Origin of the sequence: Mesosutterella faecium, from assembly GCF_022809315.2 — a bacterium.
Lineage (GTDB): Bacteria > Pseudomonadota > Gammaproteobacteria > Burkholderiales > Burkholderiaceae_F > Mesosutterella > Mesosutterella faecium.
The window spans coordinates 1,083,965-1,110,024 of sequence record NZ_JAKZJU020000001.1; the positions used below are offsets into that span (position 1 = coordinate 1,083,965).

General features: G+C 63.9%; 27 protein-coding genes. 17 read left to right on the forward strand and 10 right to left on the reverse strand.

The genetic code is table 11. The features are described 5' to 3' along the window. Positions 1-202 precede the first annotated feature (202 nt). From MUN46_RS05065 to MUN46_RS05080, 4 genes are all read right to left on the reverse strand, one after another. A complete protein-coding gene (locus tag MUN46_RS05065) occupies positions 203-844 on the reverse strand; it encodes a response regulator transcription factor (RefSeq protein WP_243377477.1) in 642 nt (213 codons plus the stop codon). After that, positions 841-2,667: a sensor histidine kinase gene (locus MUN46_RS05070; RefSeq protein WP_243377476.1), complete on the reverse strand. Its 1,827-nt coding sequence runs from the start codon at positions 2,665-2,667 to the stop codon at positions 841-843. Before MUN46_RS05070 ends, MUN46_RS05065 begins: the two co-directional genes overlap by 4 nt. Then, entirely contained in the window at positions 2,664-3,020 is a 357-nt protein-coding gene (locus tag MUN46_RS05075) for a cytochrome c3 family protein (RefSeq protein ID WP_243377475.1), read from the reverse strand. Before MUN46_RS05075 ends, MUN46_RS05070 begins: the two co-directional genes overlap by 4 nt. 89 nt (positions 3,021-3,109) lie before the next feature. Continuing rightward, positions 3,110-3,946 (reverse strand): FAD-binding protein, encoded by an 837-nt coding sequence (locus tag MUN46_RS05080; RefSeq protein ID WP_285230564.1) that lies wholly within the window; start codon positions 3,944-3,946, stop codon positions 3,110-3,112. 94 nt (positions 3,947-4,040) lie between these two features. On the opposite strand from MUN46_RS05080, the gene istA reads away from it, so the two are divergent. Together istA and istB are read left to right on the forward strand one after the other, a co-directional pair. After that, positions 4,041-5,618 (forward strand): IS21 family transposase, encoded by a 1,578-nt coding sequence (gene istA / locus MUN46_RS05085; protein WP_243377473.1) that lies wholly within the window; start codon positions 4,041-4,043, stop codon positions 5,616-5,618. Beyond that, positions 5,611-6,351, forward strand: a complete 741-nt coding sequence (gene istB / locus MUN46_RS05090; protein ID WP_243377472.1) for an IS21-like element helper ATPase IstB — start codon at positions 5,611-5,613, stop codon at positions 6,349-6,351. The genes istA and istB overlap by 8 nt, the downstream gene beginning before the upstream one ends. Here istB and MUN46_RS05095 read toward each other — a convergent pair. The 5 genes from MUN46_RS05095 to earP all read right to left on the reverse strand — a co-directional run bounded on the left by MUN46_RS05095 (position 6,328) and on the right by earP (position 11,388). After that, positions 6,328-7,176 (reverse strand): FAD-dependent oxidoreductase, encoded by an 849-nt coding sequence (locus MUN46_RS05095; protein WP_243377471.1) that lies wholly within the window; start codon positions 7,174-7,176, stop codon positions 6,328-6,330. The two genes, istB and MUN46_RS05095, sit on opposite strands and share 24 nt — an antisense overlap. 188 nt (positions 7,177-7,364) lie before the next feature. Then, the gene (locus tag MUN46_RS05100; protein WP_243377470.1) at positions 7,365-7,706 is read right to left on the reverse strand and encodes a type II toxin-antitoxin system HicB family antitoxin; all 342 of its coding nucleotides are present in this window, start codon (positions 7,704-7,706) and stop codon (positions 7,365-7,367) included. A gap of 132 nt (positions 7,707-7,838) precedes the next feature. Then, positions 7,839-9,503, reverse strand: coding sequence for a phosphoethanolamine transferase (locus tag MUN46_RS05105; protein WP_243377469.1), 1,665 nt, complete (start codon positions 9,501-9,503; stop codon positions 7,839-7,841). A 105-nt stretch (positions 9,504-9,608) separates the two neighbouring features. Continuing rightward, on the reverse strand, positions 9,609-10,169 hold the full coding sequence (gene efp / locus MUN46_RS05110) for an elongation factor P (RefSeq protein WP_237978192.1): 561 nt from the start codon (positions 10,167-10,169) through the stop codon (positions 9,609-9,611). Positions 10,170-10,251: 82 nt separating this feature from the next. Further along, positions 10,252-11,388 (reverse strand): elongation factor P maturation arginine rhamnosyltransferase EarP, encoded by a 1,137-nt coding sequence (gene earP, locus MUN46_RS05115; RefSeq protein ID WP_243377468.1) that lies wholly within the window; start codon positions 11,386-11,388, stop codon positions 10,252-10,254. A gap of 116 nt (positions 11,389-11,504) precedes the next feature. On the opposite strand from earP, the gene uvrC reads away from it, so the two are divergent. Together uvrC and pgsA are read left to right on the forward strand one after the other, a co-directional pair. Then, positions 11,505-13,376: an excinuclease ABC subunit UvrC gene (uvrC, locus tag MUN46_RS05120; protein WP_243377467.1), complete on the forward strand. Its 1,872-nt coding sequence runs from the start codon at positions 11,505-11,507 to the stop codon at positions 13,374-13,376. Between the two features lie 110 nt (positions 13,377-13,486). After that, positions 13,487-14,110, forward strand: coding sequence for a CDP-diacylglycerol--glycerol-3-phosphate 3-phosphatidyltransferase (gene pgsA / locus MUN46_RS05125; RefSeq protein WP_243377466.1), 624 nt, complete (start codon positions 13,487-13,489; stop codon positions 14,108-14,110). Positions 14,111-14,181: 71 nt separating this feature from the next. Here the strand turns inward: pgsA and MUN46_RS05130 are convergent, their stop codons facing one another. Then, on the reverse strand, positions 14,182-15,828 hold the full coding sequence (locus tag MUN46_RS05130) for a formate--tetrahydrofolate ligase (RefSeq protein ID WP_243377465.1): 1,647 nt from the start codon (positions 15,826-15,828) through the stop codon (positions 14,182-14,184). Positions 15,829-15,851: 23 nt separating this feature from the next. Here MUN46_RS05130 and MUN46_RS05135 point away from each other — a divergent pair, with 23 nt between their 5' ends. From MUN46_RS05135 to MUN46_RS05195, 13 genes are all read left to right on the forward strand, one after another. Beyond that, entirely contained in the window at positions 15,852-16,016 is a 165-nt protein-coding gene (locus MUN46_RS05135) for a hypothetical protein (RefSeq protein ID WP_285230565.1), read from the forward strand. A 215-nt stretch (positions 16,017-16,231) separates the two neighbouring features. Next, a complete protein-coding gene (locus MUN46_RS05140; RefSeq protein ID WP_243377464.1) occupies positions 16,232-16,990 on the forward strand; it encodes an electron transfer flavoprotein subunit beta/FixA family protein in 759 nt (252 codons plus the stop codon). Between the two features lie 24 nt (positions 16,991-17,014). Beyond that, entirely contained in the window at positions 17,015-17,938 is a 924-nt protein-coding gene (locus MUN46_RS05145; protein ID WP_243377463.1) for an electron transfer flavoprotein subunit alpha/FixB family protein, read from the forward strand. A 12-nt stretch (positions 17,939-17,950) separates the two neighbouring features. Beyond that, complete coding sequence (locus MUN46_RS05150; protein WP_243377462.1) at positions 17,951-18,361, forward strand: PaaI family thioesterase; 411 nt, start codon at positions 17,951-17,953, stop codon at positions 18,359-18,361. Continuing rightward, positions 18,354-19,175, forward strand: coding sequence for a 1,4-dihydroxy-2-naphthoyl-CoA synthase (gene menB / locus MUN46_RS05155; RefSeq protein ID WP_243377461.1), 822 nt, complete (start codon positions 18,354-18,356; stop codon positions 19,173-19,175). The genes MUN46_RS05150 and menB overlap by 8 nt, the downstream gene beginning before the upstream one ends. Beyond that, positions 19,172-20,299 (forward strand): AMP-binding protein, encoded by a 1,128-nt coding sequence (locus MUN46_RS05160; protein WP_243377460.1) that lies wholly within the window; start codon positions 19,172-19,174, stop codon positions 20,297-20,299. The genes menB and MUN46_RS05160 overlap by 4 nt, the downstream gene beginning before the upstream one ends. 164 nt (positions 20,300-20,463) lie before the next feature. Continuing rightward, positions 20,464-20,826 carry a 30S ribosomal protein S16 gene (gene rpsP / locus MUN46_RS05165; RefSeq protein ID WP_281069896.1) on the forward strand — a complete coding sequence of 121 codons (363 nt, stop codon included), beginning with the start codon at positions 20,464-20,466 and terminating at the stop codon, positions 20,824-20,826. 195 nt (positions 20,827-21,021) lie between these two features. Continuing rightward, complete coding sequence (gene rimM, locus MUN46_RS05170; RefSeq protein ID WP_285230566.1) at positions 21,022-21,537, forward strand: ribosome maturation factor RimM; 516 nt, start codon at positions 21,022-21,024, stop codon at positions 21,535-21,537. A 26-nt stretch (positions 21,538-21,563) separates the two neighbouring features. Beyond that, on the forward strand, positions 21,564-22,337 hold the full coding sequence (gene trmD, locus MUN46_RS05175) for a tRNA (guanosine(37)-N1)-methyltransferase TrmD (protein WP_243377458.1): 774 nt from the start codon (positions 21,564-21,566) through the stop codon (positions 22,335-22,337). An 83-nt stretch (positions 22,338-22,420) separates the two neighbouring features. Then, positions 22,421-22,804: a 50S ribosomal protein L19 gene (gene rplS / locus MUN46_RS05180; RefSeq protein WP_243377457.1), complete on the forward strand. Its 384-nt coding sequence runs from the start codon at positions 22,421-22,423 to the stop codon at positions 22,802-22,804. Between the two features lie 145 nt (positions 22,805-22,949). After that, positions 22,950-23,516, forward strand: a complete 567-nt coding sequence (locus MUN46_RS05185; protein WP_243377456.1) for an NUDIX domain-containing protein — start codon at positions 22,950-22,952, stop codon at positions 23,514-23,516. A gap of 137 nt (positions 23,517-23,653) precedes the next feature. Next, complete coding sequence (gene argG / locus MUN46_RS05190; protein WP_243377455.1) at positions 23,654-25,003, forward strand: argininosuccinate synthase; 1,350 nt, start codon at positions 23,654-23,656, stop codon at positions 25,001-25,003. A gap of 101 nt (positions 25,004-25,104) precedes the next feature. Beyond that, positions 25,105-26,046, forward strand: a complete 942-nt coding sequence (locus MUN46_RS05195) for a cation diffusion facilitator family transporter (RefSeq protein ID WP_243377454.1) — start codon at positions 25,105-25,107, stop codon at positions 26,044-26,046. Positions 26,047-26,060 lie beyond the last annotated feature (14 nt).

Consider the following 26,060-nt stretch of genomic DNA (forward strand, 5'->3'; position numbering starts at 1 on the left):
CGCACCGGTTCAGCCATCAGGAAAAGCCCTCTGGCTGCCGGGGGCTGCGCTGTGAGATCATATTCACGAAGGCAGAGAAACCACGAGGTCAGTAAACCCTCATCAAGCTGGTTTCCGCCACAAGGCCCGGCCAAGACGCTGCGAGCGTCGCACACTCCCGGGCCTTTTCATTTGCCCCGCTTTTTTAAGCGCCCGCCTGTCTTTAAGGCTCAGAGAATTTTTCACTCTGCTTTAGAAGTTCCTTCAGTTCTTCCGAAGTGGAGCTGACATGGAGCTTTTTGTTTGCGGAGGAACGGTGAGCCTCCACCGTGCGCTCGCTGATGCCAAAGCGCGCCGCGATTTGCCGGCTGGACAGCCCCTGCGCGACGAGCCTGATGACCTCCCGTTCGCGTTCGGTCAGCAGCGAGAGCCGGTGCATCGCTGAGGCGCTGTCGGTGACGACAGGGCTTTCCTCAAGGGATTTCCGCACCGCTTTCTCAATGGCGGCCAGCAGCCTCGCGCTGTCGACGGGCTTTTGCAGAAAATGCACGGCCCCCTCCTGTATCGCCTGCACCGCCATGTCGATGTCGCCGTGTCCCGAAAGGAAAACGACGGGCAGAGTGTTGTTGCGCCTGATCATCTCATGCTGGAGCTCGATGCCGCTGATGTCAGGCATCTGGACGTCCAGAATAAGGCAGCCCGGCACGGACGGGCTGTCGTTTCTGAGAAAGTCTTTGGCTGATTTGTAGCCCGCGCTTTTCCATCCGGCGCAGCCCAGCAGGAATGAGAGGCCTTTTCTGAGGTCCTGCTCGTCATCCACAATCCGGATCAGAGCTTTTTCCTGAATGGCCTTGAGTTCGTTCATGGGACTTGGTTCTCCTTTTCCTGCGGCTTTTGATCCCGGCAGGGAAGTTCGAAGCTTGCCTGAAGCCCGCCGGCGCTCCCGCGCTCGAAGACAAGCTTGCTGCCGTAGGCCTCGAGCAGCCCGCGGACGATGGACAGCCCGAATCCCAGCCCCCCGGCCTTCAGGCTGGGGCCTGAGGGTCCCAGTATTTTTTGGAAGTCCGCGTCAGTCAGAGACGGCCCGTTGTCGATGACAGTGACTCTCACGCAGTCCCCCTGTCTCCGGGTCTGGATCCGGATGGTCGGTTTCATGACGGTTTCTGCCGCCTCCCCTGCGTTTTTAAGCAGGTTGAACACCACGCACTCCATCTCCAGCGGATCGACTTTGATCCAGACGTCTGCTGCGGCCAGGTCTTTCTGAATCAACGGAGGGCGCTTTCGCGAGACCCGGTAATTTTCTATGGTCTGATTCAGGACGGAGGAGAAATGCACCCAGGCGCGCCGGCTGCCGCTTTTGGCTGTCCTTGCGTACTGCCGTGCATGCTCGACAATGTCGTTGGCCTTCTTCGTCTGCCGTTCGATTTCTTCAAGCGGCTCCTTCAGGTGGTCCTCTGGGCCGATCACTCCCTTGCCGAGCAGCAGCTTCAGGCCGTCCAGGTAAAAGGAGATGGTTGCAAGCGGCTGCTTCATTTCGTGGGCGAGCATTCCGGAGACCTGTCCGAGCGCTCCCATTTTTTGAAGAGCGGCAAGATGCTCGGAGGCTTCCCTCGCTTTTTCCTGCAGATCATTCTGCCTGGCCATCAGGGCCTGCAGCTGGCTGGTCCGGCGCCTGACGAGGTAGCCCGTCCGCCAGGAATGGAGAATCAGCCCCAGCAGCGACAGCAGCGCCAGCGCGAGCGCCGGCCAGTATTCATTCAGAAAGCGCGTCAGGGTCCAGTCCCGAAGATACCTGTACTTGCCAAGCCTCAGGCTCCTGTAAAGGCGGTCCACATGCAGATAGTCTGTGGCGACGCCCCAGGTGTTCCCATGCTCATCGGGGGGCATATTCATGATCGCCAGGGCGGCTGTCCGCGCCTCTTCGGGCGTCAGCCGGCCGGTTGCCGTGACAGTCCAGTCGGGATAGAGTTCGGTCGATCGAACGCAGGCTTCGCCTTTCTGCGTCTGAGAGTTGATGACGCGCAGCTTCGAGGCAAGCTCAGGGTGGCTTTTGGCCCATGTCTCAAAGTAGCAGAGCCGCGCAAAGGCTGCGTCAGTCTGCCCCGTAGCGACCGAGGCCAGGGCTTTCCCGAGGGCGGCTCCCCCGCCGACGAATTTCATTGATGAAAAGAAATTCTCCCAGTCGGCGTCTATTTTTGCGATTTCCCCCATGGGAACGTGAAATCCCGTGAATGCGACGGGCGTGTTCGCAATCAGGCTCTTTCCTTTGAGGTCTTTCAGGGTCCGCAGGGAGGAATCCCTGCGGACAAAAATGGCGGCACCTTCGCTGTGATTGGGATCCGGGTAGCTTTTCGTGACGAGAGTTCCCAGGACCCGGGTTCCGTGTTTCTGCTGGATCCGGAAGGACTGCCCGGCGCTCGTGATGAAGATGTCGATTTTGCCGTCATTGATCGCTTCGTCCAGCCGGTAAACGGGGATTTCGACCATTTGGACGTCGCGGTCGCGAAACCCTTTTCTCAGGCTCTCCACGGTGGACTCAATGATCGTTGCCTTTTCGGTCGGCCGGACGAAATCGACATTTCCGACGAAAAGAGGCTTTCCTGCGGCTTTGCAGGACGAAATTGAGAGCAGGTCCGCAAAGATGAGGAAAGCGCTGAAAATGATTTTTAACGATGTCCGTGTCGTCACTTTTTAGGCATTGTGAACTGGAACTTGTGGCACTGGCTGCAGACGAGCTTGTCGGCCTTGTGGCCCTGATGGCATTCACGGCAGTCCAGTTCTCCCAGGTGATTGTCGTGAACGTTGTTGGGCTTCATGTCCTTGGTGCGCTCCTTCAGCTTCGAGTAGTCGCCGTGGCAGCTCTGGCATTGCGCCGTCTTGACCTTTTTGGCGGGCGGATTTTCCTTGTGACAGCCGGAACACTGCACCCCGGCCTTGGCGTGCCGGTCTGCCAGGAAGGGGCCTTCGCCGGCGTAGGAAGGCATCGACAGGGACAGGGCCAGGGCCGCTGACAGGGCCAAAGCGGAAATTTTTGAAATCATACTGGCAGTCTTATAGGTAGGAAAAGGGTGAGGGGATTAAACCGCGGAAAGGCCGATTTAATCCCCGGTGCTGTTCAGTTCAGCTTCAGTCAGGCTTTTTTGGCCCGGGCAGCGGCGCTGCAGGCGGACTCGCGCCCCCAGATGATCGCCGCGCAGAGCTGGGAGCCGCCGATGTAGTCGTTGTAAAGGAGGCCGCCGATCGCGTTGCCTGCCGCATAAAGGCCCGGAATCGGCCTGCCTTCAGTGTTGAGCACTTCGCCTTTGAGGGAAATCTTCGGGCCGCCGAAAGTGGCCGTCATTCCGCCCTGGAACGGGAAAGCGCGGAACGGAGGCTTGACCAGCAGCCGCGCGCCTTTGAGCGTATTGGGAGGAGTGAGCGTGCTGCCCTTTCCGGCCTTGATGGCGGCGTTGTACTGATCCACCACTTTCACCAGAGTCGCTTCCGGAATGTGAGCGTTTCTCGCGAGTTCGGCGATCGTGTTCCCGGTGTAGATCGGGGCGTGGTTTCTCTGATAGCGGTTGATGCGGTCCTGGACCGTCGAAATGTTCGTCACCTGGTCGTCAATGATGATGAAGGCCCAGTTGTTCGGTATGAGCTTCGGCATGGCCTTGGCGACATACACGTAGGTGTTGACCTCGTCGATGAAGCGCGTGCCGTCCTGTTTGACCAGAATGCCGTAATTAACCATGATGGACGGATTGGCGCGCGTCGGGCCGTGAATCGGACCGCCGTGGAACTGATCCATATTGACATACATGGGGTTGAAAGGCTCGGTGAGCGTGATGTTCTCGCCCGTGATGCAGGTCGATCCGCGGATCGGCATCCAGGCGACGTCCCCGCCCATATAGCTGTTTTGCGACACTAAGGATCCAACCAGAACCGTCAATAAGAAACCAACCAGTGCCGTCACGAAAGTGAGCGGCATATTTGGCTGAGAGAAGCACTTTTCTCTCTAAAACGACAAAGTCCACGAATATCATTCACGCTCCACTGCAGCCAAACAGATGGAGCAAACGCAAATGCTATCCATGGACCAAATTCATCTTATCAAGAAGCTGGCCGCCAGCGGCCGCTCAACCCGAGAAATAGCGAAAATTACAGGATTCAACCGTGAGACGGTGATGAAGTACATCAAAAAAGAGGCATCGATTCCTGAGCCTTTCCATAAGGAACGCGCCAAGAAGATCGACTCCTGCCAGCCTTACGTGCTGAATCTCCTGCAGAGCGACAGCGCTGTTGCCAATCCCAAGCTCAGGCTCACGGCCAAACGCATTCATGAATTGATCAAAACCGGCAGCCTTGCCGCGGATCTGCCTCCGCTCAATGTATCCATCCGGACCGTCGAGCGCATGGTCAAAGACATTCGAAGCTCACTGCGCCAGGCCCAGAGCCGCCAGCATCTCAAGCTGCTCCATCAGCCAGGCAAGGCACAGCTTGATTTCGGTGAAATAACAATGCTCAGTGAAAACGGAGAAAGCCGCCATTACATTTTGGTGATGAGCTTCCCGCATTCAAATTTTCGGCTTGCGTACGCCCTGCCGGCACAAAACTTTGAGTGCCTGGCCCACGGCCTGGCGGAGATGTTCAAGCGCATAGGGCGCGTCCCGGTGATCATTCGCTGCGACAACATGAGCACAGCCGTCACTAAAGTCATTCGCCGCAAGAATCTGGGCAATGGGCTTTGCAACCACGACGCAAAGGATCATCCGCGCCAGCTGACGGAAAACTTTCTCACCCTGATGACGGCTTACGGTTTTGACGCGGAGTTCTGCAATCCTGCTTCAGGCAACGAGAAGGGTTCAGTGGAAAATGCCGTCGGGTGGGTGAGAAGGAATTTTTTCTGCCCGCTGCGTTCGTTCAACGGCAACTACGATGCCCTGAACGCAGAACTGGCGGAATTTTGCTTCAACGAGGCCAGGAAACCTCACTATCTGCACAAACCCAAGTCAATTGATGCCCTTTTCAAGGAGGATCTGGCGGCAATGAATCCGCTGCCGGACGCCCCACGCGAAGTGACTCACTCCTGGGGCCGGGCAACGGTGACGGAGGACTGCCGCATCAAGGTCGATACGAATTCCTATCAGGTCGGCCTGCCGCCTGGGACGAAGACGTTTGTGAAGAAGTTCTGGAACAAGCTGGCCATCTTCACCGAGGGCGGGCAGCTCGTTTCCGAATACAACCGACAGTACGGAACCCGCAGGGACAGCATCAACTGGGGCGTGGAACTTGAAATGCTCAGCGAGCGCCCAAGCGCTTTCAACAGCTCTTATCTCCAGTCCGTCTGCCCGCAAAAAGTGTCTGCCTACCTTAAGCAGCTGACCGCTCCTGGGCGCGGTGTGCTGCTGCGGGCGCTGCGGCAGCGCTTTGTCAAAAGCAGGAACATTGTCAGCGAACTCTCGCTGCTGGAGCTGGCGCTCGATGTCTATGGCAGCCGCAGCGCTGAAGAAGTTGCTGCCGCCTATCGGGGAGCTGAGGACAAGCTGACCGACAGCATCAAGCCGATGAAAAGCGTGAGCCATGCCCTCGGGAACATGGATCTGCCGCCGCATAGCTTCTCTGATGTCTGCAAGGAGCTGGAGGGAGGGGCGCATGTCTAAGGCCGCTGAAACAGATGCCCGCATCCGAGAACTTGCTTTAAATCTTAGGCTTGGCGGCACCAGCGTTGTGAAAACCTACAAAGAGATCAGCCTGACCGATCGAGCCGAATTCGTCCTGCAGCTTTTGCAAAAGCTTTGGGACGCGCGCGTCCGAGATCGTGTCGAGCGTAATCAAGTCAAAGCCGGTCTCCTGCGCACCAAAACACTGGAGAATTTCGACTGCAGCTGTCTGGAACTGCCTCGGAATCTTGACCTGGCCTGGTTGACGCAGTGTCGTTTTATTGAGGCTAAGCAGAACCTCATCCTGTTGGGGCACCCGGGCACTGGCAAGACCCACTTTGCCACAGCGCTTGGCCTGCAGGCCTGCAGGCTGGGCTACAAAGCGCTCTTTAAGCGAATGGCAGTGCTGGTCGAGGAGCTGTCGTCGGCACACGAGACGGGACAGCTGCCCAGGCTGAAGCGGCGTTTTGAAAAATGCGACCTGCTGGTCATTGACGAATGGGGCTACCTGCCCACCAACGTAACGGGCACGCGCCTGCTTTTCGAACTGATTGCCGACTGCTACGAACGGCGCAGCCTGATATTAACGACAAATATGCCGATTCCTGAATGGAACAAGATCTTTTGCGACGAGCGCCTGCTGATGGCGATGATTGACCGGCTGGCTCATCATGGCTATCTCATTAAACACATGGGTGAAAGCTATCGCTTAAGCCACTCGCTGATGAAATAAGGACTGGAGGTTCCCATGACATCCTGAAAAAACCAACCAGCTTACGAAGGACTTTGCGTCAAAAAGTGGTTGGTTTTGACTTGACGGAACACACATATAGCGGCAGATGAGCTCCTTGTTGTTATGGAAGCCGCCGGTGCACACGATGACGCCGCCTCTGGCCTTGAAGGTCACGAGCTCTTCATCCTCGTCGACCGCCTTCACCCCGGTGGCGTGAAGCACCTCGCTGCGGGTGATTTCAATCACCTTGGTGTTGAAGAAGACAGGGATTCCGAGCGCCTTGACGCGGTCGAGCATCTGTTTTGCCAGCTGCGCGCCGTGGGGCTTCAGGGGGCCGTCGACCACATGGCCTCTCTGCAGCATGGGCCAGGATTCCTTTTCAAGCCTGCGGAACTTGATCCCGCACTCGCTGGTCAGCCACTGCACCGCATCTGCGGATTTTTCAACGTACATCTTTGTCAGAGCGGGATCGCCCCGGCCCTGCGAGACTTTCATCATGTCGGCGTAGAAGGCGTCAAGAGAGTCATTGACCCCTTCCTGCTTTTGAACATAGGTGCCGGCGGCGTTGATGATGCCGCCCGAGAAGATCGTATTGCCCGAGGGGCGAGGCATTTTGTCCAGAATGCAGACCTTGGCGCCCGCGTTCTTTGCCTCGATCGCGGCTGCCATGCCGGCGCACCCGCATCCGATCACAACCACGTCGTAGGTTTCGGTTCTGCCCTTTTCGGCAGCGGATGCGGCGTTGGAAACGGTCGCGGCGCCGGCAGCGGCGGCACCGACCACGCTCGCCTTGAACAGGCTGCGGCGTGAAATTTCTCTTGTCATAGCTTCTCTCCAGGTTGCGGGCTTTTTGATCTCAGGACCCGTTGAATTCATTTTTCCCGGAGGGGTTCGTACGAACTTTAGCCTAGATCAACTCATTCTTGAGGCTTAGTCCGTGAGGCTGATGACGGGCGCTCCGGCTCTGTCAGGGGAGCAAAGCGCCGGGTTCCTGCACTGCGGGGTAGCCCCGCTTAATCGCCGCCGGAGGCGGGCAGCCCGGACAGAAGGCTTTTCTCGCTTGCCCTGAATAAGTTTGAGGCCTCGACGATCTCCGCGTCGAACGAGTCGACGGGACGGACCAGAACCCCCTGGCGTGCGACTCCCGCGCGCTCGAGGGCGCTCAGAATCTCTTTTTTCTTCATGGCCGGCGGCAGCGGGCTGCGGAGCTTCTGCAGGCATCTGCGCAGCGCGACGGCCGCATTGTCGTAGGCCTCCTGAATCGTGGCGCCGAAGCTCGCAAGCCCTGGAATGTCGGGAAAAGTGACGCGGTACCCCTTGTCGGTCGGCAGGAAAGCTGCAAGATATCTGGGCATTCTTCACACTCCACGTCAGTCATTAAGACGTAAGGCATATTACCTAGATTCCGGCCGTATTCGTTCGAATGTTACGTATTTTTACCTATGCAAAGGTCGGGATACATCGCCTCCGGCCTTTCTTTTCGGGACTCAGTCGCGGCTCAAGGCGGCTGAAAAGCGTCGCCTGGATTCAGGCTCTTCCCACCGGTAGTCCGGGCTGAGGAGGGACTCATGGGGCCGTTCGCCCTTCCAGCGGATTTCCGCCGCATCGAGCAGCAGGCTGTCGGTCCAGTCAGCCCTGAAGGGGCGGGCGGCCGCCTTCCGGACCGCCTGCTCAAGCGGCCCCCGCGCCCAGAGAAGGACAGGAATGCGGTAGCTTGAGGGAGAAGCCGGGGAGTGCCCGACGCGGTTGTCGTAGCGGCCGGTCTCCACGCCGTGGTCCGAAAGAAACAGGCAGAGCGTGCTTCGGTGTCCGGCCCCGTCGCGGACGACCCTGAAGATTCGCGCGAGGACTTCGTCCTGATAGAGCATCGCGCGGTCGTAGTCGTTGAGCTGGCTGCGCACGATCGGCCCGCGGCCGAGCTTTTCCATGGCTCTTGAGACGCTGTCGGGCCCGCTCCAGGCGTCCTTCAGACGCTCCGGATAGCGCAGGGCGAAGTGCGGGTGGGCTCCGAGCATGTGCACGACGATGAGCTTCCGTGGCGCCGGATCCTGCATGGCGGCCGAAAGCGGCTGCAGGAGCTTCTCGTCCATGGACCGGGTGGAGCGGCCGGAGACGCGGTTGAGGAGGACGGCCTTGTCAGCGTAGTCCTGGTAGAGCTCCTTGATCGCGAGGTCGTCCTGGTTCGAGATCCAGATGACACGGAAGCCGGCGGCGCGGATGAAGGCGAAAAGATTGCCGCGGCCCTGCAGCTGCGCCTGGCGGGCAGGGAAGTGAAACATCGAATCGAAGGCGGCGATGGTCTGGGCCGCCGTCGACCAGCTGTCGGCAACGGCGGTGATTTCTCCGCTGCGCACCATGCCGCGCAGCTCCGGGGTCGTGTCGCGCGGGTAGCCGAAAAGGCTCATGTTGTCCCGGGTGAGGCTCTCGCCTATGACGAGAACGATGGTTTTGGGCGAATCGCCCACCTGAGTGATCAGGCCCTGCGAGACGCGGACAATCTCGGCGTTCCGCTCATCGCTCTGTCGCCAGAAGTCCCGGTAGCTTTTCGCGCAGGCCGCGGCCTTGATCCAGGAGGCCGGCACCATGTGCGAGCGCCATGAGTGGTTGAAGAGGGTGAGTCCCGCCACGGCAGCGGCCGCGAGGCACAGGGCGGCGCCCGCCGGGAGGCCGGGCCGGAACTCGTCCGGCTTTTTCAGAAGCGGAGAGGGCAGGGGAAGGCTGCGCTTCAGGGCCAGAAGGATCAGGGCGGCCTGAAGCAGGAAAACCACAAGTCCCGCGCCTGCCCAGAAAAGGATCTGGGGCAGGGCCGTGGCGAGGTATTCGCGGGCTTCCGCCGGGGTGGTGTTCGCAAGCGCCTGGATGACGAACCCCGAGAAGTAGTCCGACTCGTAGGAGGTCATCAGAAAGCCCCGCAGGGCCGCATCGGCGCTGCTCAGCAGGCAGGACGCAAGAAATAAGGCCGCGGCGGCCCTGATCCGTCCCGGCCTGCGCGGCGACAGGGCGAACAAAAGCCCGAATGGAATCAGAAACGAGGCGAGCTGCGCCGAGCGCGCCGCGGGCAGAGCCGAAAAAGGCAGGAGAAAGCCGGCCGCAAGGCACAGGGCGGCTGCGCTCAGGCGCTGTCGGGAAAGAAGGAAGGGGAGCTTTTTCATGCCTTGGGTGCTGAGGGGCGGGGCAGGGCAGAGGCGGACCGAAAAAAAGCCTGGTGCAGAAAAATGCGCCAGGCTTCGGTCATTTCTCCTGAAAAATCAGGGAAATTACTTCACGCGGTTGGAGTACTCGCCGGTGCGGGTGTCGATTTCAATCTTGTCGCCGACGTTGATGAAGGCGGGAACCTGCAGCTCGTAGCCGGTGTCCTTCAGCTTGGCGGGCTTCATGACCTTGCCGGAGGTGTCGCCCTTCACGGCGGGCTCGGTGTAGCCGATTTCACGCACGAGCTTGGTCGGCAGCTCAACGGAGATGGGCTGGCCGTTGTAGAACGTGAGCTCGGCGGGCATTTCTTCCTGCAGGTACTTCTTCGCCTCGGTCATGGCCTCTTCGCCGACTTCGTACTGGTTGTAGTCGGAGTCCATCCAGACATAGGACGGATCGGCGTAGTAGGAGTAGGTCACGTCCTTGCGCTCGAGGATCAGGTCCTCGAATTTGTCGTCAGCGCGGTACACGGTTTCGGTGATGGCGCCCGTCAGAAGGTTGCGCATCTTCATCTTGACGGTGGAGGCGCCGCGGCCACCCTTGGAGTAAACGGCCTTGACCACAACCATCGGGTCCTTGCCAACCATGAAGACGTTGCCGGCGCGAAGTTCCTGAGCGGTTTTCATAATCTGAGTTCTACCTTTAGAGAAGCCTGGCACTTTCTGGCATTTGCTCGCGAACGGCCGGGCGGGGAAAATTTCAAGCCCATTATTCTAGCTCTTTTTTTATCTGTCTGGCGAGGCTGCGGGAGAGCGAGCCGAGGCCGGCCAGGCGGTCCGCCCAGCGCCGTCCGCCCGCGGCGAGATCACCGGCAGCGCTGCGGAATGCCGCCCAGTGGCGGTTTTCCCAGCGGTTTTCGTTCCAGGCGAGATTCGCCTCCCGCCAGAGCGCCCCGGCGGGCTCGGGAAAGGACGGGGCGATCCGGTCCATGAAGGCGCGCAGCTTCACGATGTGCGCGTTCTCATCCTGCGGATAGATGGTCCAGAGGAAAGGCCTGGCGGACAGCTGCGCGCGCACGAAGGAGTCTTCGCCGCGGACGATGAGGGCGTCGGCGCACCACAGCAGCCGGTCGAACTTGTCCTGCGCCACCGCGGGCACGGGCCGGAAGGACACCTGCGGGGCCTCAAGCGCTCGCAACGCCTCGCCCAGCCTGCGGCCGGCCTCGCCGGGAGCGGCGAGGACCTGCAGCGGCCTGGGGTCCGCGGCCAGGGAAGCCGCCAGGGATTCGACCGGGGCGCTCGGGTAGGAGAAGAAAAAGAGGCTGAAGGGGCTGTCCGGATCCGCCCCGAGGCTGCGAAGCGCCGCGGCCCTGTCCTGCCGGGAGAAGCGCTCCCGCGCCTCAAGCAGCCCGCGCTCTATCAGCACGCCCCCGGTCTTCTGCGTGAAGCCCGGGAAGAAGAAGGTTTTCGTCGCCTGAAGCCTGGGGTGCGGCGAAGGCAGCCCGTGGCAGCCCTCCACCCAGTCTTCGGCCGAAAGGTACTCGAGGTTGAGCCAGGCCGTGGGGCGCCCCGAGGCGATCCGGGCGGCGATCGCCTCCTCGAATGCGTCCGGAAGCCGGCAGCCGAAGGTTTCGACCACGGCGTTTCCGGGCGTGCGCCCGAGGCATTCCTCCCAGCCCCGGACGGTGACGCCCGAGACGCTCTGGCCCGGGCGGAGCGAAGGGTCGACGCCGGGCGCGATGCGCGCGAGGGTTGCGAGATCGTCGATATAGAGCGTGATCTCGAAGCCTTCTTCGCCGGAAAGCGCCCGGGCGAGCCTCCAGCACACGCCCGCGTCGCCGAAGTTGTCGATCACGTGGCAGAAAATGTCGCAGCGCAGGGGCCGCTTCTGAGTGTAGCTTTGCATGTTTTGTCGCCGCCGCAGCGCGGGGCCGCGTGCTTTAGACTCTGAGGCCTTAAAGGGGAAAAAGGAAAGCGCGGGAGCCGAGCTTTCCGGCTTATCCCCCGCCGTTAGGAGACCTCATGCCCAAGGGAACGCCCCCCGCCGATTTCGATTACGCGCTTATTTTAAGAAATCTGCCCTCGCTGCCGGGGGTGTACCGCTACTTCGACGCCGCGGGGAACTGCCTGTACGTCGGCAAGGCCCGGGACCTGAAGAAGCGCGTCTCGAGCTATTTCCAGAAATCGGACCTGTCGCCGCGCATCGCGCTCATGATCTCCCAGGTCGAGAAGCTTGAGACCACCGTCACCCGCTCCGAGGCCGAGGCGCTGCTGCTCGAGCACAACCTGATCAAGTCCCTCAAGCCCAAGTACAACATCGTCTTCCGCGACGACAAGACCTACCCCTATCTCAGGATCGGCTCGGAGGCTTACCCGCGGATCAGCTTCTACCGCGGGGGCGTGGACCGCAGGAGCACGTATTTCGGCCCGTTTCCGAACAGCGGCGCGGTGCGCCAGTCGATCGCGGTGCTGCAGAAGGTGTTCCAGCTGCGCACCTGCGAGGAGACCAATTTCCGCAACCGCTCGAGGCCGTGCCTGCTCGGCCAGATCGGCCGCTGCTCGGCGCCGTGCGTGGGCGCGGTGAGCGAGGAGGAGTACGCGCAGGACGTGCGCCGGGCGAAGCGCTTCCTCTCGGGCGACGGCGGAGAGCTCATGTCCGAGCTTGAATCCCAGATGGCCGCGGCGGCCTCCGAGCTGCGGTTCGAGGACGCGGCGAGGATCCGCGACAAGCTTGCCGCGCTCTCGACCGTGCTCGAGGGCCAGACGATCGAGACCACGGGAGGCGACATCGACGCCGACATCATCGTGGTCGCCGTCGACCGGGGTCAGGCCTGCGTAAATCTCGCCATGGTGCGCGGAGGGCGGCACCTGGGCGACAGGGCTTTTTTCCCGAGCCACGAGAAGGAGGCCGCGCCCGAGGATGCGCCGGACATCCTCGAGGCCTTCGTGTCCCACCACTACGAGGGGCTGCCGGTCCCGACCGTGGTCGTGACCGCGGACGCGAGGGACCCTGCGGTGCTCTCCGAGCTGCTCTCCGAGATCGCCGGCCGGCGGGTTCCCGTGGTGAGCGAGCCCCAGGGCGCCCGCCGCCGCTGGCTCGAGATGGCCCAGGCGGGCGCGAAAATCGCCCTCGAGAGCCACATCGCGGTCGAGCTGGGCGAGAAGTCGAGGCTGCAGGAACTCGTCGACGCGCTGGGGATCCGGCCCGAGAGCGGCCGGCTCGAGGACTTCCGCGCGGAGTGCTTTGACATCAGCCACACGGCGGGCGAGGCCACCATCGCCTCCTGCGTGGTGTTCAGAAACTTCAGGATGGACTCCTCCGAGTACCGGCGCTTCAACATCGACGACGTGACACCCGGCGACGACTATGCGGCGATGAAGGAAGTGATCACGCGCCGCTACAGCGCGGTGGCCAGGGGCCGCTCCCCGATGCCCACGGTGGTCTTCATCGACGGCGGTCGCGGGCAGGTCGAGATGGCCCGGGAGGTTTTCGAATCCCTGGGGCTGGACACTTCCCACATCGTGGGCGTTGCCAAGGGCGAGGGCCGCAAGGTGGGGCTCGAGACCCTCGTCTTTCCCCGCGACCAGCACCGTGAGCCCTTGGTCCTCGGGCCGCAGTCGCCCGCGCTCATGCTCGTGGCCGAAATCCGCGACGAGGCCCACCGGTTCGCCATCACCGGCATGCGGGCGCGGCGCGCGAAGCCCCGCAGCCGCAGCCGTCTCGAAGACTTCGAGGGCGTGGGGCCGAAGCGCCGGGCGAGGCTGCTCGCGCGATTCGGCGGCATGAAGGGCCTGCGCAACGCCTCCGTCGAGGAAATCGAGTCTGTCGAGGGCATCTCCAAAACGCTCGCCGAAAAAATCTACCTGCAGCTGCACGGCGAGGCCTCGGCATGAAAGTCACTGCGCAGGCGGGCGAATTCGTCCTCCGCTCGCATTACAATCAGGAACGTCTTCGTTATTTTTTTCTTCGCCCCGCGCCCTGACTGCGGGGCTGCGGTGCCTTTATGTCTGAAGTACAGAATTCCTCGCCAGCCCGTCCGCGGAGCCGGCTCAATGTGCCGATGGCGCTCACGTGGACCCGCGTCGCGCTGATCCCGTTCGTGATCGGGGTCTTTTATCTCGGCTGCCTCAGCCCGCACGCGCAGAACGTGATCGCCTGCGTGATCTTCTGCATCGCGGCGATCACCGACGCCCTGGACGGCTTCATCGCGAGGCACTTCAACCTCACCACCCCGATGGGCGCCTTCCTGGACTCCGTGGCCGACAAGCTGCTCGTGTGCGCGGCGGTGATCGCGCTGCTCGCGCTGCGCCGCATCGACATGCTGGTCGCCCTCATCATCGTGGGGCGCGAGATCGCCGTGACGGGGCTGCGCGAATGGATGGCCAAGGTCGGCGCCTCCTCCCACGTGAAGGTGAACTGGTACGGCAAGGTGAAGGCGATCGCGCAGATGGTCGCCATCCCGATGCTGCTCTGGCACGATCCCCTCTGGGGGCTCAACATCCCCCTGATCGGGACCTGGCTCATCTGGATCGCCGTGATCCTCACGCTCTACTCGATGTGCGTTTACACGAAGGCCGCGATCCCCTTCCTGTACCCGGATGAAAAGCTGAAGAACCAGGACCGCTGAAGCGGATCCCCCCGCGCACGACAAAGCCGCCCCGAAGGGCGGCTTTTTTCAGTTCGGGCTGAACCGGGAGGTCAGGACAGGCCCACGATCTGCCCGTCCTTCACGTCGATCTTGAAGGCGTTGGGGACTTTGGGAAGGCCCGGCATTCTCAGGATGGAGCCGGTCGTGATCACGACAAAGCCCGCGCCCGCGTTGAGGATCAGGCGCTCCACGGGGATGGTGAAGCCCTTGGGGGCGCCGAGCAGCTTCGGATCGTGCGACAGCGACAGCGGGGTCTTCGCGATGCAGATCGGCAGACGTCCGAAGCCGAGCGACTCGATCTGCTTCAGATCCTTCACCGCCTTGGGCGAGAGGCTGAAGTCCTTCGCGCCGTAGCAGCGCGTGATGACCGCCTGGAGCTTGTCGAGGATCGGGGCGTCCTCCTCGTAGGCGAATTTGATCGGACGGGGGTCGCCCTCGCAGGCTTCGACCACCTGCCGCGCGAGCTCCTCGGCCCCGGCGCCTCCGCGGGCGAACCCGTCGGAAACGGCGAAGCGCGCGCCGAGCTCCTCGCAGCGCCTGCGGATCACCTCGATCTCAGCCTCGTCGTCGTTGGCGAAGTGGTTGAGGGCCACGACGACGTTCGGGCCGAAGCCCTGCATGTTGCGGACGTGGTGGTCGAGGTTGCACAGGCCTTTTTTGAGCGCCTCGATGTTGGGCTGGGCGATGTCGGCCAGCGGGACGCCGCCGTGCCAGTGCAGGGCGCGGGTGCTTGTCACGATCACCGTGGCGTTCGGGCGCAGGCCCGCCGAGCGGCACTTGATGTCGAAGAATTTTTCTCCGCCCAGCTCTGAGCCGAAGCCCGCCTCCGTGATGGCGTAGTCGCCGATCGTGAGGGCGGCCTTGGTGGCGGCCACCGAGTTGCAGCCGTGGGCGATGTTCGCAAAGGGCCCCCCGTGGATGAATGCGGGGCCGCCTTCGATCGTCTGCACGAGGTTGGGCTTCACGGCCTCAAGCAGCAGCGCCATCAGCGCTCCGGTGCAGCCGATTTCCTTGACGGTGAGCGCCGAGCCGTCGCGCTTCGTGGCGACCACCATCCGGTCGATGCGCGCGCGCAGGTCCTCCTCGTCCTTGGCGAGGCAGAACACCGCCATCAGCTCCGAGGCCACCGTAATGTCAAAGCCCGTCTCGGCGGGCACGCCGTTGGCCGAGCCGCCCAGCCCCGTCACGATGAAGCGCAGCTGCCGGTCGTTCACGTCGAGCACGCGCTTCCAGGTCACTTCCTTGATGTCGTGCTCGCCGCGGAAGCGGCAGTTGTCGATGATGGCCGCGAGCAGGTTGTTCGCGGCGGTGATCGCGTGGAAGTCGCCGGTGAAGTGCAGGTTGATCGACTCCATCGGCAGCACCTGGGAATAGCCGCCGCCGGCGGCGCCGCCCTTCATGCCGAAGCACGGGCCGAGCGAGGGCTCCCGAAGCGCGAGGCAGGATTTTTTGCCGATCCTGCGCAGTCCCTGGGCGAGCGCGATCGAGGTCGTCGTTTTGCCCGAGCCCGCGGGCATGCCGGAGGTGGCCGTCACAAGAATGAGCTTTCCGTGGGGCTTGCGCTCCGGGGAGAGCTTCACCTTCGCCTTGTCGCGGCCGTAGGGCTCGAACTCCTCGTCAGTGAGCCCGATTTCGTGGGCGAGCTGCTCGATCGGCTTCAGCTTGGCCGCATGGGCGATTTCAATGTCAGACAGCATAGGGGTCTCCTGATTAATTCCAAATGGACAGAAAAACAAAAGAACTCAAAACACTTCATCTGATCATGGGCTTCGCGTTTCCCCAAAGTGCGGCAGGCTCCGCGCGGCGGAGGGCGCGGGAAAAGGAAAAAGGCAAAGCCCGCGGGCGGGAGCGCGCAGACACCCCCCGGGCAATCCCTCTATTTTGACAGAATCGGGGCCCGGGGCGCGGCGCCAGAAGGGGTAGCCGGCTTCGTCACGAAGAAGTAGGGAGGGGAGCGTTGGTGGTATCAAAAAGGCAGGCAGGTGACTTTTTCGTCCTCGTTAAAGGCGGGAAGGGACCTTTATAATGCCTCTCCACACAGCAGGGGCGGGCCCGTGCCGGGGCGCCTCCGCCCATGAACCCCTTTCCTAGGAGCAATGAATGAAGGTTCTGGTTGCAGTTAAAAGAGTGGTCGACTACAACGTGAAGGTTCACGCGCTTGCCGACGGCAGCGGTCTGGACGTCGACGGCAAGCCCGCGGTGCGGCGCTCGCTCAATCCCTTTGATGAGATCGCGGTCGAAGCCGCCGTGCACCTCAAGGAGACGGGCGCGGCCGATGAGGTGGTCGCGGTGAGCGTGGGCGAGGCGAAGGCCGTGGACACCCTCCGCGTGGCGCTCGCCATGGGAGCCGACCGCGGCATTCTCGTTCACACCGACGTGAAGACCGAGCCGCTGGGCGTCGCGCGGCTTCTCAAGGCCGTCGTGGACCGGGAGAAGCCCGACCTCGTCGCCGTGGGCAAGCAGGCGATCGACGACGACGCGGGGCAGACGGGCGCCATGCTGGCCGCCCTGATGGATGCGCCTTTCGGAGCGAACGCGAACGGCGTCGAGCTCAAGGACGGCGCGCTTTACGTCTCCTCCCAGACCGTGGACGGGACCGAGCTGAGGAAGCTGTCGCTGCCGGCGGTGTTCGCGGCCGATCTGCGGCTCGCGGAGCCGCGCTACGTGACGCTGCCGAGCATGATGAAGGCGCGCAGGAAGCCCGTGGAGACGATCGAGGCGGAGACGCTCGGGGCCGATTTCGCCCCGCAGCTGAAAGTCACCCGCTACGACGCGCCGCCCGCGCGCAAGGCCGGCGTGATGGTGGGCAGCGTCGCGGAGCTCGTCGAGAAACTGCGCTGCGAGGCGAAGGTCCTTTAACTTTTTTTCAGGCTGAAGACAAAAATGACGATTCTGGTAGTTGCTGATTTTGAAGAAGGCAGCCTGAAGGCTTCCACGGCCAGCGCGGTGGCGGCCGCCTCTATGGCGGGCGCTCCCGTGACCCTGCTTGTGGCCGGGCACGGAGCCGAAGGGGCCGCCCCCGAGGCCTCGAAGCTGCACGGCGTGGAGCGCGTGCTCGCCGTCGAGACGCCCGAGCATCCGTCGCCTGAGACGATTGCGGCCCAGGTGCTGGCCAACTGCGGGGGCTGCAGCCACATTTTCTTTGCGATGAGCTTCCTCAACCGCGCGGCGATGCCCCGCGTTGCGGCAAAGCTCGGCGTCTCGCCGCTGAGCGAAGTCTCAGCCGTGCTCGGGCCGCGCACCTTCCGCCGCGCGATCTACGCGGGCGGCGTGATCACCACGGTGCAGTGCCCCGAAGGAGCCGTCGTGGTGGCCACCGTGCGCACGACCTCCTTTGAGCCCGCCGCGGCCGACGGGGCCGCCGCCGTTGCGCCGGGAGCGGCTGCGCCTGCCTTCGAGGGCAGCGTTTTCGTCTCCTCGGACGTGAAAAAGAGCGACAGGCCCGAGCTTCTCACCGCCAAGCGCGTCGTGGCCGGCGGCCAGGGCCTCGAGGATGCCGCGGGATTCCAGGCCCTGGACCAGCTCGCCGCGAAGCTTGGCGCCGCGGTGGGCGCCACCCGCGTGGCCGTCGACGCGGGGCTCGCTCCGAACGAGTGGCAGGTGGGGCAGACCGGCAAGATCGTGGCCCCCGACCTCTACATGGCCTTCGGCATTTCCGGGGCGCTGCAGCACCTCGCGGGCATGATGGGCTCCAAGGTGATCGTGGCCGTCAACAAGGATCCGGAGGCGCCGATCTTCGAGGTGTGCGACTACGGCCTCGCGGCCGATGCGAAGGAGTCCATCGCCGAGCTTCTGAAGGCGCTTTGACGCGGAGGGGCCATGGGACTTTCCGAAACGCTGGGAATCCGCATCATCCCCGGGGACGATCCGCAGGAGATGCGCGGCGAGCTCGAGGTGACGGAGGGCTGCTGCCAGCCCTACGGGTACTGCTCGGGCGGCGCGATGCTCTCCGTCGAGGAGACGCTCGCCGGGCGGGGCTCGGCCGCGCTGCTCGAGCCGGGGCTGATCCCGATGGGCGTGCAGGTGAGCGCGAGCCATGTGAAGGCCGTGCCGCTGGGCGGGCGCATCCGCGCGGTGGCAAGGCTCCTGAGCCGCGGCCGCAGGCTGCACGTCTGGAACGTGGATCTTTTCGACGAGGCGGGCAGCCTCGTCTCGACCGCCCGGGTGACCAACGCCATCACGCATCTGCCCGGCGAGCGCCGGGCAAAAGCTGAGGAACAAAATGTCTGACATTGAATGGAAGCCGATCAAATCGTATTCCGACATCCGCTTCGAGCTCTACGAGGGCATCGCGAAGATCACGATCAACCGTCCGCAGGTGAGGAACGCCTTCACGCCGGTCACCGTGGCGGAGATGAGCGAGGCCTTCCGGATCTGCCGAGAGCGCTCCGACATCGCCGTGGTGGTGCTCACGGGCGAAGGCGACAAGGCCTTCTGCTCGGGCGGCGACATGCACTTCAAGGGGCGCGGGGGCTACGTGGGGCCCGACGGAGTGCCGAGGCTCAATGTCCTTGACGTGCAGAAGCAGATCCGCTGCCTGCCCAAGCCCGTGATCGCGATGGTCAACGGCTACGCGATCGGTGGCGGGAACGTGCTCGCCACGGTCTGCGACCTCACGATTGCGTCGGAAAACGCGATCTTCGGCCAGACCGGCCCGAAGGTGGGCAGCTTCGACGCGGGCCTCGGCGCCTCGTACCTGGCCTCGATCGTCGGCCAGAAGAAGGCGCGCGAGATCTGGTTCCTCTGCCGCCAGTATTCGGCCGCCGAGGCGCTGGAGATGGGGCTCGTGAACAAGGTGGTGCCGTTTAAAGAGCTCGAGGCGACCACCGTCGAGTGGGCGCGCCGCATGCAGCAGTACAGCCCGCTCGCGCTGAGGTTCCTTAAGTTCGGCCTCAACGCCGAGCTCGACGGCCAGCTCGGGCTGCAGCAGTTCGCGGGCGACATGACGATGCTCTACTACATGACCGACGAGGCCCAGGAGGGCGGAAAGGCGTTCCTCGAAAAGCGGGCCCCGGACTTTTCCAAGTCTCCGAGGCTGCCTTGAGCGCTCCCGGGGAGAAGGCTGCGGCGGAGCTGCCGCAGCGGCTCTGGCTGAACGGCCGCGTGCTCGAGGGGCGGCGGGATTTCGAGCGCGCGCTCGAAAACGCCTCCGAGCAGGAGCGCCCGGTGCTCGAGTTCGGCCTGAGGTGGTGTTCGGACGAGCCCGAGATGGTGCTCCATACCTCGGGCTCGACCGGCCGCCCGAAGGAGATCCGCGCGAAAAAGACCTGCATGGCCGCCAGCGCCCGCATGACCGTGCGCAGGCTCGGGCTTCAGGCGGGCGACACCGCGCTGCTGTGCCTGCCGATGGATTACATCGCGGGCCAGATGGTGGTCGTGCGCTCGATGCTCGCAGGTCTCAGGCTCGTTGCCCGGCGCCCGAGCCGCAGGCCTTTCGAGGACCTCGAGCGCGCGCCCGACTTTGCCGCACTCGTGCCCCTGCAGGTGCTCGCGACCCTTGAGCACGAGCGCGAGCGCGCCCTTCTGGCCGCCACCCGCGAGGTTTTGATCGGGGGCGCGGCGGTCGACCGCTCGCTTGCCGCCCGGCTCGCGCCTTTTCCGAACCGGCTCTGGTCGACCTACGGCATGACCGAGACGCTCTCGCACATCGCGCTGCGGCCGCTTTCGGGGCCGCGCGCCGGGGTCTGGTACGAGCCTCTCGAGGGCGTGCGCGTTTCCGCGTCGCCCCGGGGGACGCTTGCGGTGAGCGCGCCCGCGGTCGGCGTGTCCCTGATCGAGACCAACGACCTGGTCGTCTTCGAGCCGGGAAGCGACCGCTTCCGGGTGCTCGGGCGCACCGACAACGTGATCGACTCGGGCGGCATCAAGGTGCCCGCCGAGACGCTCGAGGAGCTGATCGGCACGGTGCTCGGGAGCCCCTTCGCGATCGCCCCGCTGCCCGACCCCGAGCTCGGAAGCTCGGTCGCCATCGTGGTGGAGGGCTCGCCGGACCTTCCGCTGCCTGACTTCCGGGCGCTGCTGCGCGGCGCGGGGCTCTCGCCCTACTGGAAGCCCCGGAGCGCCGTCTTCGTGGAGAGGCTTCCGCGCACCCGCACCGGCAAGCTCGACCGGGCCGCGCTCCGGGAGGCCGCCCGAAGCGCTCCGGGCGAGCGCCGCAGGGCGCTCTAGCGGGCTGCGGGCGCACAGTTGCGGCGAAAAACGAATTGCAATAAAATCACACTTTTCCGACCTCGACCCCTGAGGCAGGGGACCGCGTCGGACCTTTTTTCCTGCCGGCGCCGGGCTCTGGTCCCGGCTGCGGCTTTGTTTTGTCAATTTACGAGGTAAATAGCATGGTTGTTATCCGTCTGGCTCGCGGCGGCTCCAAGAAGCGTCCGTTCTATAACGTTGTTGTCACTGACTCCCGCAAGCGTCGCGACAGCCACTACATTGAGCGCGTCGGCTTCTACAACCCGGTCGCCGCCGGTGCCGACGTTCGTCTTCACTTCGAGGAAGACCGCGTTAACTTCTGGGTTTCCAAGGGCGCCCAGATGAGCGACACCGTCGCCCGTCTGTTCAAGAACCGTGCCGCCCTCTCCGCCCCCGAAACGGCCGAGCAGAAGGCCGCCGTGGCCGCGAAGAACGCCGCCAAGAAGGCTGCCGCCCAGGCCGCCGCCGACGCGAAGGCCGCCGAAGAGGCTGCCCCCGCTGCCTGATTGTTCAGGCGCTGAAGCCGCGCGGCTTCGGGGCGGAATTGCCTTCGCGCCCCGCGCAGGCCGCGTTGTTTCATACATCGGTCCTTTTTTCCGTACGTCCGGGCTTTGCGGCGTGCTACGTGTCTCGCCGCTGCGAGCGCTTAACCCGGTATCTAGGCGTAGGGAGGAAAGGGCCTCTTTTTTTGCCCGGAGCTTTTGAGCAAGACGATGACAAAATGGATCGAGATGGGCCGCACTGCGGGCCCTTACGGCGTGAAAGGCTGGATCAGGATTTCGCCCGCGGGCGAAGGAGACCTGCTGCTGGGCTCTCGGGCCTGGGCCTTCCGGCCCGCCGCCGGAGGCGATCCCCGGCCCCTGGAGCTCGAGGGAGCGAGGGCGCACGGCGGGATGATCATCGCGAAGTGGAAGGGGTGCGACTCGCCTGAGGAGGCGCGGCTGTGGCGCGGCACGATACTGCTCGAGCGCAGCGCCTTCCCGGAGCTGCCGGAGGGCGAATGGTGGGCCGCGGACCTCGAGGGCTGCGAAGTCGTGAACCGGGCGGGCGACAGGCTCGGGACCGTCACGGGGCTTGGCAGCAACGGCGCGCAGGACATCCTTCAGGTGAAGGGCGCCGCGCACAGCTACCTCATCCCCATGGTCCCTGCCTATCTGCTCGGGGTGGAGCCTGAGAAAAAGCTCATCACGGTTGACTGGGATCCGGACTGGTTCTGACGGAGGCGAGGAAAGGGAGGCAGGCCATGCGCTTTGACGTCGTCACGCTTTTTCCTGAAATGTTCGCCGCAGTCTCCGAGTGCGGCATCACCTCCCGCGCCATGAAGCGCGGGCTCTGGCAGCTCGGGCTGTGGAATCCGCGCGATCAGACCCACGACCCGCACCGCACGGTCGACGACCGGCCCTTCGGGGGCGGCCCGGGCATGGTGCTCATGGCCGAGCCGCTCGCGCTCACCCTTGAGGCGATCCGCGCCTCGGGCAACGCGGGCCGGGTGGTGTCCTTCGCGCCCGGCGGCAGGCCGCTGTCAGACGCCGACATCGCGCGCTTCGCACGCGAGGACGCCCCCCTGGTGCTCGTGTGCGGGCGCTACGAGGGCATCGACCAGAGGTTCCTCGACGAGTTCGTCGACGAGCAGTTCTGCATCGGGGACTTTGTGCTCTCCGGCGGGGAGCTGCCCGCCCTGTGCCTGATCGACGCCGTCGTGCGGCGCCTGCCCGGCGCGATCAAGGAGCTGTCGGCCGAGGACGAGTCCTTCGCGACGGGGCTGCTCGACGAGCCGCACTACACGAGGCCCGAGCTCTGGCGCGGGCATCCCGTGCCCGAGGTGCTGCTTTCGGGCAACCACGCGGTGGTTGAGCGCTGGAACCGCGACCGGGCGCTTGAGGCGACTTGCGCAGTGAGGCCTGATTTGATTAAAATTGCGCGTTCCTGCGGAAAACTTTCGCGGGAAGACGAAAGGACGCTGCGGGCGATCGCCCGGGCGGCCAGGGAAAAGGCTGACGCCGCGAAAGAGGCGTGAGCCTTCTGATTTTTAAATCCATCCTACGGCGGCACTCATAAATTTTTCCAAACGCCGCTCGTGATGGCACCGGAGTTTTTAAAGTGGCAAACATTATCGAAGTTCTCGAGCAGGAAGAAATCGCCCGCCTCAACAAGACCGTCCCGGCGTTCGCCGCCGGCGACACCGTGGCCGTTGCCGTGAACATCAAGGACGGCGACCACACCCGCGTCCAGGTCTATGAAGGCGTCGTGATCGCCAAGCGCAACCGCGGCCTCAATTCTTCCTTCACGGTCCGCAAGATTTCCTCGGGCGAAGGCGTGGAGCGCACGTTCCAGACCTACTCCCCGGCCATCGCCACGATCACCGTGAAGCGCCACGGCGACGTTCGCCGCGCGAAGCTCTACTACCTGCGCAGCCGCGCCGGCAAGACCGCCCGCATCCGCGAGCGCCTCGTCCGCAAGGATGCCGCGAAGGCCGCCGAGTAAGCGCCTGTTCGGGAAAAAGCGCGGGGCCTGCGGGCCCGCGCGCGAAGCAGTACACTTTGGAGAATCCGCCGGAGCTCAGCCGCACCGGCGGATTTTTTCAAACTTAAGGAAACTCAGGGAAAGGACTGGCAAGGAGCTGAGGGCGATGATCACCGACGATGAGAAGCTGCGGGAAGCGAGGCTGGGCGGCGAGCCCGTGTTTGAGGGCAGGCTGCTGCACGTGTTCCGCGACCGGGTCCGGCTGCCCGACGGACGGGAGTCGACCCGGGAGTATATCCGGCACCCCGGCGCTTCGGCCGTCGTGCTGCTGCGCGGCGGCGAGGTGCTGCTTGAGCGGCAGTGGCGCTATCCGCTGGGCCGCGCGTTCTGGGAGGTTCCCGCGGGCAAGCTCGAGCCCGGCGAGGAGCCCCTGAGCTGCGCCCGCCGCGAGCTCGCCGAGGAGACGGGCTACGAGGCCGAAGGCTGGGCGAGCCTGGGCTCCATGTGCCCCGGAATCGGCTACTCGAACGAGGTGATCCACCTCTTTCTCGCGCGGGCGGCCTCGGGCGGCGAGCGCCACCTCGACGCGGGCGAGTTCCTCGACCTCTTCTGGGTGCCGTTCGAGGAGGCCGTCGCGCGGGCGGCCTCGGGCGACATCGACGACTCGAAGACGATCGCGGCTCTCTTCCGCGCGGAAAAGTACCTCGAAAGGAACCCCCGGGAGGGGCGGTGATCAAAAAAGGGGGATTCCCCGGCCCCCTTGAGGGGCTGAATTCGAGGATAATGAACAGGTGAGCGTCCGGATCCTTGCCATCTCCGGTCCCATTTTTCTACAGCCCATGGCTGGGCCAAACAAAACGATTACGGCAAATGTCACAAACAATCCTACAAAGCGTTCCGGTCGGCCAGAAGGTCGGCATTGCGTTCTCCGGCGGTCTCGACACGAGCTGCGCCCTTCACTGGATGAAGAAGAAGGGGGCTCTGCCCTACGCCTACACGGCCAACCTCGGCCAGCCTGACGAAAAGGATTACGAGGCGATCCCCAAGCGCGCCATGGAGTACGGCGCCGAGAAGGCCCGCCTCATTGACTGCCGGCCCCAGCTTGTGTCCGAGGGCATCGCCGCCATTCAGGCGAACGCCTTCCACATCTCCACGGGCGGAGCGATCTACTACAACACCACCCCGCTCGGGCGCGCGGTGACCGGAACGATGCTCGTGAACGCCATGCGCGAGGACGGCGTGAACATCTGGGGCGACGGCTCCACCTACAAGGGCAACGACATCGAGCGCTTCTACCGCTACGGGCTCATCGCCAACCCGAACCTCAAGATCTACAAGCCGTGGCTTGACACCGCCTTCATTTCCGAGCTGGGCGGGCGCGCCGAGATGAGCGCCTTCCTGCAGGCCGAAGGATTCAACTACAGGATGTCCGCCGAGAAGGCCTATTCGACCGACTCCAACATGCTCGGCGCCACGCACGAGGCGAAGGATCTCGAGCACCTGAGCACCTCGATGAAGATCGTCGAGCCGATCATGGGCGTCGCCTTCTGGGACCCCGAGGTCGTGATCAAGCCCGAGGAAGTGACGGTCACCTTTGAGGAAGGCCGCCCGGTCGCCCTGAACGGCACCGAGTTTACCGACCTCGTGAAGCTCATGTACGAGGCCAACCGCATCGGCGGCCGCCACGGCCTCGGCATGTCCGACCAGATCGAAAACCGCATCATCGAGGCGAAGTCCCGCGGCGTCTACGAGGCCCCGGGCATGGCGCTGCTGCACATCGCCTACGAGCGCCTCGTCACCGGCATTCACAACGAGGACACGATCGAGCAGTACCGCATCAACGGCATCAAGCTCGGCCGCCTGCTCTACCAGGGCCGCTGGTTCGACAGCCAGGCGATCATGCTGCGCGAGTCCGCCCAGCGCTGGGTGGCCCGCGCGATCACCGGCGAGGTGACCCTCGAGCTGCGCCGCGGCAACGACTACACGATTCTCGACACCCGCAGCCCCAACCTCACCTACGAGCCCGAGCGGCTCACGATGGAGAAGGGCGACTCGATGTTCACGGCCGTCGACCGCATCGGGCAGCTCACGATGCGCAACCTCGACATCGTCGACACCCGCCAGAAGCTGGGCATTTACGCGAAGCAGGGTCTGCTCACCGGCGGCGCCGGCACCATGGCCCCGATGATCTCGATGGAGCTCAAGGCCGACAAGAAGTAAGCCGCGGCCGCTCCGTCCGCCGAAAAGCCGGGGAGCTGCTCCCCGGCCGCTTCGCCCTCGCGCAGATTCCGCTGCGGAGGGCGTTTTGTTTGATTGCAAAAATGACAGAAACAACGCCTTATCAGGTTCCGCGCCGGCAGGTCGAGCCCTACTCCTCGCACGAGCAGGGCGACTCCTCCTACAACCACTGCTCCACGAAGGTGAAGATCTCGGTGCTCGGGACCGCCATCGCGCTCACCCTGGGCTTCTCCGCGATCGAGCTCGCGGCGGGCCTCATCGGCAATTCGCTCGCCCTCGTGGGCGACGCGGGCCACATGGTGACCGACTCCATGTCGCTGCTGTTCGCGCTGATCGCCAACATCTTCTCGAGGAAAGGAGCCGACGAGGACCACTCCTTCGGGCACGGGCGGCTCGAGGCGCTCGCCGCCTTCGTGAACGGGCTGCTCATGGCGGCCGTGATCTGCTGGATCCTCCGCGAGGCGGTGGGCCGCATCCTCACTCCTGAGCCCGTCTCGGGCGGTTCGGTCATGCTGGTGGCCGCGATCGGCCTTGCGGTGAACCTGGGGGTGGCCTGGTCGCTCTCCAGGGACCGGAAGAACATGAACACGCGCGCGGCGCTCGTGCACGTGTTGGGCGACCTGCTCGGGTCGCTTGCCGCGATCAGCGCGGGCTTCATCATCTGGATGGGCGGCCCCACGATCGTCGACCCGCTGCTGTCGCTGTTTGTCGCCGTGCTGCTCGTGAAGGCGACCTACGGGGTGCTGCGCGAATCGACCCGGGTGCTGCTTGACGCCGTCCCCGAGGGAATCGAGTACGAGGCGGTGGGCGACACGATCGCCGCGGTTCCGGGCGTGCGCGCCGTGCACGACCTCCATGTCTGGACGATGGCGCCGGGGCACGCGGCCGTGCAGGCGCACGTGCACGTGGGCGGCCCCGCCGAGTGGCCAGGGGTGCTCGAGGGGGTGAGGCAGGCGCTTTTCAAGCGCTTCGGGATCGACCACGTCACGATCCAGCCCGAATGGGACGACGGGCAGGAGCGCTGACCGGGGCTGATGCG

What these genes read in the sequence shown, in the direction of transcription:
- MUN46_RS05065 (WP_243377477.1), bottom strand. Translation starts at nt 844, where the DNA reads ATGAACGAACTCAAGGCCATTCAGGAAAAAGCTCTGATCCGGATTGTG.
- MUN46_RS05135 (WP_285230565.1), top strand. Translation starts at nt 15,852, where the DNA reads ATGGACAGAAAAACAAAAGAACTCAAAACACTTCATCTGATCATGGGC.
- uvrC (WP_243377467.1), top strand. Translation starts at nt 11,505, where the DNA reads ATGCCCAAGGGAACGCCCCCCGCCGATTTCGATTACGCGCTTATTTTA.
- MUN46_RS05100 (WP_243377470.1), bottom strand. Translation starts at nt 7,706, where the DNA reads ATGCCCAGATATCTTGCAGCTTTCCTGCCGACCGACAAGGGGTACCGC.
- trmD (WP_243377458.1), top strand. Translation starts at nt 21,564, where the DNA reads ATGCGCTTTGACGTCGTCACGCTTTTTCCTGAAATGTTCGCCGCAGTC.
- earP (WP_243377468.1), bottom strand. Translation starts at nt 11,388, where the DNA reads ATGCAAAGCTACACTCAGAAGCGGCCCCTGCGCTGCGACATTTTCTGC.
- MUN46_RS05195 (WP_243377454.1), top strand. Translation starts at nt 25,105, where the DNA reads ATGACAGAAACAACGCCTTATCAGGTTCCGCGCCGGCAGGTCGAGCCC.
- MUN46_RS05075 (WP_243377475.1), bottom strand. Translation starts at nt 3,020, where the DNA reads ATGATTTCAAAAATTTCCGCTTTGGCCCTGTCAGCGGCCCTGGCCCTG.
- MUN46_RS05095 (WP_243377471.1), bottom strand. Translation starts at nt 7,176, where the DNA reads ATGACAAGAGAAATTTCACGCCGCAGCCTGTTCAAGGCGAGCGTGGTC.
- MUN46_RS05185 (WP_243377456.1), top strand. Translation starts at nt 22,950, where the DNA reads ATGATCACCGACGATGAGAAGCTGCGGGAAGCGAGGCTGGGCGGCGAG.
- MUN46_RS05150 (WP_243377462.1), top strand. Translation starts at nt 17,951, where the DNA reads ATGGGACTTTCCGAAACGCTGGGAATCCGCATCATCCCCGGGGACGAT.
- MUN46_RS05140 (WP_243377464.1), top strand. Translation starts at nt 16,232, where the DNA reads ATGAAGGTTCTGGTTGCAGTTAAAAGAGTGGTCGACTACAACGTGAAG.
- menB (WP_243377461.1), top strand. Translation starts at nt 18,354, where the DNA reads ATGTCTGACATTGAATGGAAGCCGATCAAATCGTATTCCGACATCCGC.
- MUN46_RS05145 (WP_243377463.1), top strand. Translation starts at nt 17,015, where the DNA reads ATGACGATTCTGGTAGTTGCTGATTTTGAAGAAGGCAGCCTGAAGGCT.
- istB (WP_243377472.1), top strand. Translation starts at nt 5,611, where the DNA reads ATGTCTAAGGCCGCTGAAACAGATGCCCGCATCCGAGAACTTGCTTTA.
- efp (WP_237978192.1), bottom strand. Translation starts at nt 10,169, where the DNA reads ATGAAAACCGCTCAGGAACTTCGCGCCGGCAACGTCTTCATGGTTGGC.
- MUN46_RS05080 (WP_285230564.1), bottom strand. Translation starts at nt 3,946, where the DNA reads ATGCCGCTCACTTTCGTGACGGCACTGGTTGGTTTCTTATTGACGGTT.
- MUN46_RS05130 (WP_243377465.1), bottom strand. Translation starts at nt 15,828, where the DNA reads ATGCTGTCTGACATTGAAATCGCCCATGCGGCCAAGCTGAAGCCGATC.
- istA (WP_243377473.1), top strand. Translation starts at nt 4,041, where the DNA reads ATGCTATCCATGGACCAAATTCATCTTATCAAGAAGCTGGCCGCCAGC.
- rpsP (WP_281069896.1), top strand. Translation starts at nt 20,464, where the DNA reads ATGGTTGTTATCCGTCTGGCTCGCGGCGGCTCCAAGAAGCGTCCGTTC.
- argG (WP_243377455.1), top strand. Translation starts at nt 23,654, where the DNA reads ATGTCACAAACAATCCTACAAAGCGTTCCGGTCGGCCAGAAGGTCGGC.
- MUN46_RS05105 (WP_243377469.1), bottom strand. Translation starts at nt 9,503, where the DNA reads ATGAAAAAGCTCCCCTTCCTTCTTTCCCGACAGCGCCTGAGCGCAGCC.
- pgsA (WP_243377466.1), top strand. Translation starts at nt 13,487, where the DNA reads ATGTCTGAAGTACAGAATTCCTCGCCAGCCCGTCCGCGGAGCCGGCTC.